The following is an 8883-nucleotide window of genomic DNA, read 5'->3' as shown; positions in this document are numbered from 1 at the left end:
GGTGCCGGCATACACCGTGTCGCCCACGTCGACCTCCACCTCCTCGGACTCGCCGGTGAGGATGGCGCGGTTCAGGCGGCTCGAGCCCTCGATCACCTCACCGTCCACCGGGATCGTCTCGCCGGCGTGGACCGAGATCAGCGCACCCAGCGGCACCGCATCGGCCGGCACATCCTCGATTCCGCCACCGGCATGCACCAGGCGGGCGGTGGCCGGCGTGAGGGCGAAGAGTTGCTCGGTGGCGTCGGTGGCCGCACGCTGGCCGCGGGCCTGCAGGAAGCGTCCGACCAGCAGCAGGAAGATCAGGACGCAGACGCCATCGAAGTAGATCGGCCCGGTGCCACTGATGGTGTTGATCACGCCGCGCGTGGTCGCCGCCGTGAGCGCGAAGGCGATCGGCACATCCATGTGCACCGTGCGCGCGCGCAGCGCCGCGATCGCGCTGGCGAAGAACACGCGGCCCGGCCAGAGCAGGGCGGGGATGGTGAGCAGGAGGCTGATCCAGCGGAACAGTGTCAGCGACCCGGGATCCATCGTGCTGAACTCACCCGTGTAGATCTCGAGTGCCACCAGCATCGAGTTCGTCGAGATGGCACCGGCGACGCCGATGCGCACCAGCATCGCGCGGTCCTCGCGCCGGCGCATCTCGGCCCGCTCGCCGCTGCGATACGGGTGCGGCGTGTAGCCGAGCGCATCGAGCGTGCGCGCGATCTCGGACAGGCGCGCCGCCGCCGGGTTCCAGGTCACCACGGCACGCGAGTGCCGGACATCCAGCTCGGCGCGCGCCACGCCGGTCACCAGCAACGGCACGCGCTCGATGAGCCAGACGCACGAGGCGCAGTGCACCCCTTCGAGCGCAAGCTCCACCCGTGCGATGCCCTGCGCATCGATGCGCACGTAGCGGCTGGTGAACGCCTCGTGGTCGAAGTCGGCGAACCCACGGCCGGACGGGCGCACCGCGGCGCCGCGACGCTCGGGGAAGTGGTGGTACGCCCCGAGACCGCTCGCGTTGATCATCGCATATGCCGTGGCGCAGGCACTGCAGCAGAACACCGGCGCGTCGCCAGCCGCCTCGACGCCGAGCGCGGGCAGGCCGCAGTGCGTGCAGGCGACCGTGCCCGGGAGGATCGCGGCCCGGTCGCCTGACTCGGGCGCCACGAGTGTGGCCATCAGTGCGCTCCGTGGCTGGCGTGCGACTGGCCCGAGAGCGCCGCCGTGGCGGACATCGGCGGCATCAGGAGGTGCGAGGCAAGTTCGCCCAGCCCCAGCATGACCACCAGCGAGGCGCTGGCCAGCGGCCAGCGGATGCGTGCCGCCGGGCCGAAGCGCCGCGCGCCGGCGGTGACGGCCACCAGCATCGGCACCGTGCCGACCCAGAAGACCGCCATGACACCGGCCGCTCGCAGCGGTGTCCCGGTGCCCATCGCCGCGGTGATGAAGGCCCACAACCAGCCGCAGGGCAGGAGCCCTGTCACGAGCCCGATCGCCGTGGCGCGCGCACGCGGGTCCCAGGACGCGGTCCGTTCCACGAGTCGGCCCAGCGTGCCACCCCAGCGCGTGGCGCCGGCGAATGACCGAGCCCGCAACGCGGCCCGCACCTGCCAGAGACCCCAAAGTACCAGCGCCGCGCTCGTGACGAGCGCGGCGCTGCGCTGGACGTTCGCGATCATGCCTGCCTCGTCCAGCCCCATCCCGACCACGCCGGCGATCGCGCCCAGCGTGACGTACGCCACCAGCCGGCCGCCGTGGTACCATGGGCCGCGGCGTGCCGCGCCGTTCGCCAGGCAGGCGAACGCACTGCACATCGCGCCGCAGTGCAGGGAGCCCAGCAGGCTCGCCACCAGCACGCCGGCCAGCAGGGTCACTGCAGTTCCGGCCGCAGCTTGGCCGTGAACACGTCCGTGCCCCGCACGGCGCGGAGCTGCACTTCCCAGAGGCCACGCGCCGCCACGGCCACCGGCACCGTGTACGTGTCACCGGCCGGTGCCAGGGTGAGCTGGCTCACGTCACCGGCATGGGCGACCGCCAGCACGGCAGCGCTGACCGAGTCGGCGCGGACCGGAGCGCCGGTGGAATCACGGAGCGAGACCTGCAGCGTTGCCGCCGTGCCTGCGGTGCGCACCAGGCTGGCGGTCGCCTGCCAGCCCAGCGCGCGGTCCAGACGTGACTGCGCCATCGTGGCATCCCAGTTCACGGCCCTGGAGTAGTAGTCAGGCTCCACGGCGAAGTGAGGGTCTGCCCGTGCGATGCGGGACATCCAGACACCGAAGGCCACCTGGGCCAGCAGGACGGTGACGATGGCCACCGGCCAGCGGTTGGATGCAGTGAGTCCGAACCTCATGGCTTCCTCTCTCGACCGGGTTCCGCCTCGTCGCGATCCGCACCGTCCTGGTGGGTCGGGCCGAGCAGGGTGAACGGGATGTCCTTCGTGAAGCCGGCGCTGTCGGTGACCTGCAGCGTGATCTTGTGGCGGCCCATGGTGAAGGTGCTGAACGGGGCCACGATGAACATGCTGGTGGTGCGCTGGGCACCGGCGGCCACGGTCAGCGGAAACTCCGGGGCAATCACGCCGCCGCCGTCCACGCCCGTGACTTTCACCGTGTAGCGGTGCGAGTCGATGGTGCGGTTGACGATCTTGACCCGGACCTGGTTCGCCACGCGGCCATTCTCCTCCACGCGGTACGGTTCCGAGGCCGAGCGCAGCAGCGTGATCTCGGCCGACGCGCGGGTGAGAAGCGAGACCGTCAGCGCGCTGAGGACCACGACCAGCGCGATGGAGTAGATCACCACCCGGGGACGCAGCAGGGTGCCGGGGTTGCCGGCCAGCCCCTCCTGGGAGGCGTAGCGGATCAGGCCCTTCGGCTTCTTCAGTGCGACCATCACGTGGTCGCAGGCGTCGATGCACTGGGTGCAGTGCACGCACTCCATCTGGAGGCCGTTGCGGATGTCGATGCCGGTGGGGCAGGTGAAGACGCAGGCGTTGCAGCTGACACAGTCGCCGGCGGCATCCCCCCTCACGGTGGCCGACCGTCGCGGCTCGCCGCGCTGGTAGTCGTAGGCCACGATCATCGATCGGCGGTCGATCAGCGCCGATTGCCAGCGTCCGTAGGGACAGGCGATCAGGCAGGTCTGCTCGCGGAACCAGCCGAAGTCGAGGAAGATCAGCAGCGTGGTGACGGCCATCACCAGGAACGGCGTCGGGTGCTCGAACGGCGACAGCCGCACCCACTCGGCCAGCTTGTCCGTGCCCACGAAGTAGGCCAGGAACGTGTGGGCGAGCAGCAGCGAGATCGGGAAGTAGATCAGGTACTTGAGGATGCGGCGTGGGGCCATCATCCCCTTCGACTTGTCGAGCAGCAGCGATCCGCTGCGCCCCCCCTCGAGCAGGCGCTCGATCGGGCGGAAGACGAATTCCATGTACACCGTCTGCGGACACCCCCAGCCGCACCAGACGCGGCCGAAGAGTGCCGAGAACAGGAACACCGAGATCACCGCGCTGCCGAGGAGCAGCATGAGCAGCAGGGTGTCGGTGGGCAGGAAGGTGTTGCCCAGCAACGTGAACTCGCGCCGCGGGACGTTGAGCAGGATGACCGGGTGGCCGTTCCAGCGCAGGTGCGGCAGGGAGACGAAGAATGCGATCAGGGTGTAGCCGACGATCATGCGGCGGGTCCACCACGGGCCTCCCGACGGGCGGGGACGGATCCAGTACCGGGTTCCGTCCTCGTTCAGCGTCGGGAGGACACGGCCAGCGGCCTTCGGAGCGTTCACCGGGTCACCAACACTCCTTCCGCTGCCTTGGGCTTGGCTGGTGTCGTGCCGTGCAGCGTCCAGACGTACGCCACGACTTCCGACATCTCGTCAGGCTTCAGGAGCTTCCCCCAGTTCGGCATGCCCTTCGCGAGCACGCCGTTGTTCACGGTGGCGTAGATCGAGTCGATCGTGCCGCCGTGGATCCAGGCATCGTCGGTCAGGTTCGGGCCGATCACGCCACCGCCATCGGCGGCGTGGCAGGCGGCACACTTGGCGATGAAGATCTTCTTGCCTTCCGCCACCTCGTCCGGCTTGGCCGCGACGGCGAGCAGCTGCGCCGGGTCCGAGCCGCCGGTGTTCACCGGGTGCGCGGCCCGGAAGGCCGCCATGTCGGTGTCGTACTCGTGCATGCGCCCCTGGCCGAGGCCGAGGCCCGGCACCAGGTAGTAGGCGATGGAGAAGACGATCGTCGCCCAGAAGACGGTGACCCACCAGGCCGGCATGGGGTTGTCGTACTCCTGGATGCCGTCGTAGGAGTGGTCGATCAGGCGGTCGCGATCACTGGGGTTCGTCACAGCGCCTCCGCAGGGGCGGTGGTGGAGGAGGGGGTGGTGGCGTCATCGAGCGGGATGTTCGCCGCGTCGCTCCACCACCCCTTGTGGCTGGGCCACCAGGTCCAGGCCGCGAGGGCGATGAAGGCGCCGAAGAAGAGGATCAGTGCAACGATGGCGTAGTGGGACAGACCCGCGCCGCTCATCAGGTCGGTGAGGCTCATGGCGCGCTCCTGGCCACCTGGGCGGCGGTGACGGCCGGCGTCGGCACGGCCGCGACCGGGGCATTCGCCAGCTTGATGTCCTGGCCGAGCCGCTGCATGTAGGCGACGATCGCGACGATCTCACGATCCTTCAGGTTCGCGGGGCCCCCGTTCTTCTCGACGTCCGCCGCGATCTGCTCGGCCTGGGCCTTCGCCATCGCCTCGGCGTTGTTCACCGCGTCCCCATAGGGCACGCCGAGCATCGCCATCGTCCGCACGCGCGGCTGGATGACCGCCCACGGGATCTCGGTGGAGAGGAAGTGCGGGTACGCCGGCATCAGCGACCCGGTGGTGATGTCGCGCGGGTTGTTGAAGTGCGTCACGTGCCAGAGGTTCGGGTACTTGCCGCCCTCACGTGCCAGGTCGGGGCCGTTGCGCTTCGAGCCCCACAGGAACGGGTGGTCGTAGACGCTCTCGCCCGGCTTCGAGTACTCGCCGAACCGCTCCGTCTCGTAGCGCAACGGGCGGACCATCTGCGAGTGGCAGTTGAAGCAGCCCTCGCGGATGTAGACGTCGCGGCCGTAGAGCTCGAGCGGGGTGTACGGCTTGACGCTGGCGATCGTCGGCACGTTCGACTTGATGAGGAACGTGGGGATGATCTCGAACAGCGAGGCGATGGCGACGGCGAGCGTGGTGAGCACCGTGAAGGTGACCGGCATCGCCTCCCACTTCCGGTGGTAGCGCATGGCGCGGATCCGGCCGATGAGGCCTTCGCCCCACGGCGAGGCCACCTGCGGTTCCACCCAGCGCTTCGCCAGCGGTGCGGCATGGATCACCGGCACCTCGTACTTCGCGGGACGGGCCTTCCACGTCATGAACATGTTCCAGCCGAGCATGAACACGCCCACCAGGTACAGCGTGCCACCGACCACGCGCACCCAGTACATCGGGAGCAGGCGCACGACGGTCTCGATGAAGTCGGGGTACATCAGGCGGCCGGTCTCGTCGAAGGCACGCCACATCAGGCCCTGCGTCACGCCGGCCGAGTAGATGCTGACGACGTAGAGGATGATGCCGAAGGTGCCGATCCAGAAGTGCAGCTCCGCCAGGCGCTTGCTGTAGAGCGGGGCCTGGAAGAGGCGCGGCAGCAGCCAATAGATCATGCCGAACGTGATGAAGCCGTTCCAGCCGAGGGCGCCCGTGTGCACGTGGGCGATGATCCAGTCGCTGTAGTGGGCCAGCGCGTTGATGCTCTTCACGCTGAGCATCGGGCCCTCGAACGTGGACATGCCGTAGGCGGTGATGCCGATCACGAAGAACTTGAGGATCGGGTCGTTCACCACCTTGTTCCAGCCGCCGCGCAGCGTCAGGAGGCCGTTGATCATGCCACCCCAGCTCGGGGCCCAGAGCATCACCGAGAACACCATGCCGAGCGAAGACGCCCACTCGGGCAGCGCGGTGTAGTGCAGGTGGTGCGGGCCGGCCCAGATGTACATGAAGACCAGCGACCAGAAGTGCAGGATCGAGAGCCGGTAGCTGAACACCGGGCCCTCGGCGGCCTTCGGCATGAAGTAGTACATCAGGCCGAGGAACGGCGTCGTCAGGAAGAATGCGACGGCGTTGTGGCCGTACCACCACTGCATGAAGGCGTCCTGGACGCCGGCATACATGCTGTAGCTCTTCAGCGGACCGGCGGGCAGCGACAGGTTGTTGAAGATGTGCAGGATCGCCACCGTCACGATCGAGGCGAGGTAGAACCAGATCGCCACGTAGAGGTGCCGTTCCCGGCGCTTGATCAGCGTGCCGACGAAGTTCACGGCGAAGGCGACCCAGACCACCGCGATCGCGATGTCGATCGGCCATTCGAGCTCGGCGTATTCCTTGGCCTGCGTGAAGCCGAAGGGCAGGGTGAGCGCCGCCGCCAGGATGATGGCCTGCCAGCCCCAGAAGTGGAACTTGCTCAGTCCATCGCTGAACATCCGCGCCTTCACGAGCCGCTGCGTGGAGTAGTACGCCCCGCAGAAGAAGGCGTTGCCGGCGAACGCGAAGATCACCGCGTTCGTGTGCAACGGTCGCAGGCGCCCGAAGCTGGTGAAAGGAAGCCCGAGATTGAACATCGGACTGGCAAGCTGGGCGGCGATCAGAACGCCGACCAGCATGCCGATGGCGCCCCAGACGACGCAGGCGACCATGAACTTCCGGACGATGTCGTCATCATATGAGAACGCATCGAGCTGGCCTGGCGCGCCTTGGTGCGCAGCGGCGGCAGCAGCGGTCATCGGAGTGAACCTCGAAAAGGCGGAAGGGACAGTCACCGCGCGGACGCGCCATGACTGCCCCTATAGTCTACCTGACAGCTCATCTGGACTGTCGGCGTAACCCTTTAATCATCCCGGTGGTTACCCGACGGTCGAGTAGGGAATTCCCCTACAGCCGCACTTCCTCGTCCAGCAGGCCCAACCGTACGGCGAAGCGCACGTAGTCCGGACGGTGCGCCAGGCCGATCTTTTCCTGGATCCGCTGCTTGTAGGTGTCCACCGTCTTGGCACTGATGTTGAGCTGCGCCCCGATGTCCGGGCCGGTGTACCCCGCCGCGATCAGCCGGAGGATCGACCGCTCCCGGTCCGACAGCGAGTCGTACTGGGTCTGCTCCGCCGCCCGGTGCTCGCGCTTCTTCAGCTCCTTCGCCAGCGCCCGCACCGCGCCCAGCCGGAGGTACTGGTCCCCCCGGGCCACCATCCGCACGGCGTCCACCAGCTCACGGTCGGCCGCGTTCTTCACGAGGTACCCGCTCGCACCCGCCTCCAGCAGCCGCACCAGATGCTCGTCCTCGGCGTGCATGGTCAGGATCAGGATCCGGGAGGACGACTCGAGCTTCTGCAGCTCCCGCGTCGCCGCCGCGCCATCCATCCCGTCCATGCTCAGGTCCATCACGACCACGTCCGGCTTCAGCCGCATCGCGGCGTCCACCGCCTCGCGCCCGTTCCGTGCCTCCCCGATCACCGTGATGTCGGGCGCCGTCTGCAGTACCGCCTTCAGCCCGTAGCGCACGACGGCGTGGTCGTCCGCCAGCAGCACAGTTATCACGTCGTTGTCCATGATGACCTCCAGGTCTCGCGCAACAGTGCAGAATCCGCCACCACTCCGGTGTCAGGGGAATCCGGACACTTTTCTACGGGACGGCAGCTAGTTTCGCCCCGATGCCGCCCAACTCCGTCCCCGACCATGTTCTGGCCCGAGTGCTGCACATCGCCTCGGACGCCATCGTCTGCGTGGACGAGGCGCAGACCATCCGTTTCTTCAATGACGGTGCCTCCCGCATGTTCGGGTACACCGCCGACGAGATCGTGGGCCATCCGCTCTCGTCCCTCCTGCCCACCCGCTTCCACGCGGCACACGCCGGGCACATCCGTGGATTCGGCGGCAGCGAGAACCTCGCGAGAAAGATGTCCGAACGGTCCCCGATCTTCGGCGTGCGCAAGACCGGAGAGGAGTTCTCCGCCGAAGCCGCCATCGCCAGGGTCGTCACCGACGAAGGGGCATGCTTCACCGTCGTCATGCGGGACGTCTCGGAGCAGCGACGGACCGAGGCGCTGGCGCATCGCGCCCTCGCCGATGCCGAGACTGCGGTGCGGGATCGCGACGATCTCCTCGGCCTGGTCTCGCACGACCTGCGCAACCCGGTGAACGCGGTGAAGATGCTGGCGGCCGCGCTGCTGCGCATCCCGAGCGACCCGAGCGCGAATCGCCTGCCTCCGTCGGCCTCGGAACACGCCAGCGTCATGCTGCAGGCCGCGACGCAGATGGACACGCTCATCCAGGACCTGCTGGACGTCACACGGCTGGAGCGCGGCAAGCTCCGCCTGTCGCGGCGCCCGGAAGCGATCGGGGCCCTGATGGCGACCACCGCCGACCTGCTCGCGCCGCTCGCGGCAGCGCGCGGCGTCACGCTCGAGACCGAACTCGAGGCCGGCCTGCCGCTGGTGGACATCGACCCGGACCGCATCGCGCAGGTGCTGTCCAACCTCGTCGGCAACGCGGTGAAGTTCACCCCCGAGGGTGGCAGCGTGCGCATGCGGGCGCTGCGTCAGCCGACCGGCATCCTGATGATGGTGCAGGACACCGGCATCGGCATCGCCGCCGAGGACCTGCCGTTCGTCTTCGACCGTTTCTGGCAGAGCAAGCGCACCGATCGCTCGGGGGCGGGACTGGGCCTGGCCATCGCCCATGGCATCGTCCGCGCGCACGGCGGCACGCTCTCACTCGAGAGTGAACTCGGTCGCGGGACCTCGGCACTGCTCACGCTGCCCGCGGCCGGCGATCCGGCGGCACCGCAATCGTGATGGCGCGTGACGTGGCGCCCCGCGGCGGTGCGCCCC

At 68.5% G+C, this 8883-nt stretch carries 9 protein-coding genes; 1 reads left to right on the top strand and 8 read right to left on the bottom strand.

Annotated elements, in window-relative coordinates; translation table 11 throughout:
• The 8 genes from IT355_07850 to IT355_07815 form a co-directional block, all read right to left on the bottom strand.
• Positions 1 to 1170, bottom strand: a 1170-nt coding sequence (locus IT355_07850) for a heavy metal translocating P-type ATPase (GenBank protein MCC7053168.1), incomplete at its 3' end; no start/stop codon positions are given.
• Positions 1170 to 1865: a sulfite exporter TauE/SafE family protein gene (locus IT355_07845; protein ID MCC7053167.1), complete on the bottom strand. Its 696-nt coding sequence runs from the start codon at positions 1863 to 1865 to the stop codon at positions 1170 to 1172. The genes IT355_07845 and IT355_07850, both read right to left, overlap by 1 nt.
• Positions 1862 to 2341, bottom strand: coding sequence for a FixH family protein (locus IT355_07840; GenBank protein MCC7053166.1), 480 nt, complete (start codon positions 2339 to 2341; stop codon positions 1862 to 1864). The genes IT355_07845 and IT355_07840 overlap by 4 nt, the downstream gene beginning before the upstream one ends.
• Entirely contained in the window at positions 2338 to 3660 is a 1323-nt protein-coding gene (gene ccoG / locus IT355_07835; GenBank protein MCC7053165.1) for a cytochrome c oxidase accessory protein CcoG, read from the bottom strand. The genes IT355_07840 and ccoG overlap by 4 nt, the downstream gene beginning before the upstream one ends.
• Positions 3661 to 3764: 104 nt before the next feature.
• Positions 3765 to 4325 carry a c-type cytochrome gene (locus tag IT355_07830; protein MCC7053164.1) on the bottom strand — a complete coding sequence of 187 codons (561 nt, stop codon included), beginning with the start codon at positions 4323 to 4325 and terminating at the stop codon, positions 3765 to 3767.
• Complete coding sequence (locus IT355_07825) at positions 4322 to 4525, bottom strand: CcoQ/FixQ family Cbb3-type cytochrome c oxidase assembly chaperone (GenBank protein MCC7053163.1); 204 nt, start codon at positions 4523 to 4525, stop codon at positions 4322 to 4324. The genes IT355_07830 and IT355_07825 overlap by 4 nt, the downstream gene beginning before the upstream one ends.
• Entirely contained in the window at positions 4522 to 6783 is a 2262-nt protein-coding gene (ccoN, locus tag IT355_07820) for a cytochrome-c oxidase, cbb3-type subunit I (protein ID MCC7053162.1), read from the bottom strand. Before ccoN ends, IT355_07825 begins: the two co-directional genes overlap by 4 nt.
• Before the next feature lie 148 nt (positions 6784 to 6931).
• Positions 6932 to 7603: a response regulator transcription factor gene (locus tag IT355_07815; GenBank protein MCC7053161.1), complete on the bottom strand. Its 672-nt coding sequence runs from the start codon at positions 7601 to 7603 to the stop codon at positions 6932 to 6934.
• Between the two features lie 101 nt (positions 7604 to 7704).
• Here IT355_07815 and IT355_07810 point away from each other — a divergent pair, with 101 nt between their 5' ends.
• Positions 7705 to 8847: a PAS domain S-box protein gene (locus IT355_07810; GenBank protein MCC7053160.1), complete on the top strand. Its 1143-nt coding sequence runs from the start codon at positions 7705 to 7707 to the stop codon at positions 8845 to 8847.
• Positions 8848 to 8883: the final 36 nt, after the last annotated feature.

This window comes from Gemmatimonadaceae bacterium, from assembly GCA_020851035.1.
Lineage (GTDB): Bacteria > Gemmatimonadota > Gemmatimonadetes > Gemmatimonadales > Gemmatimonadaceae > JACMLX01.
The sequence above is the reverse complement of the archived record's forward strand: the minus strand, read 5'-3'. Positions and strand labels throughout refer to the sequence as shown.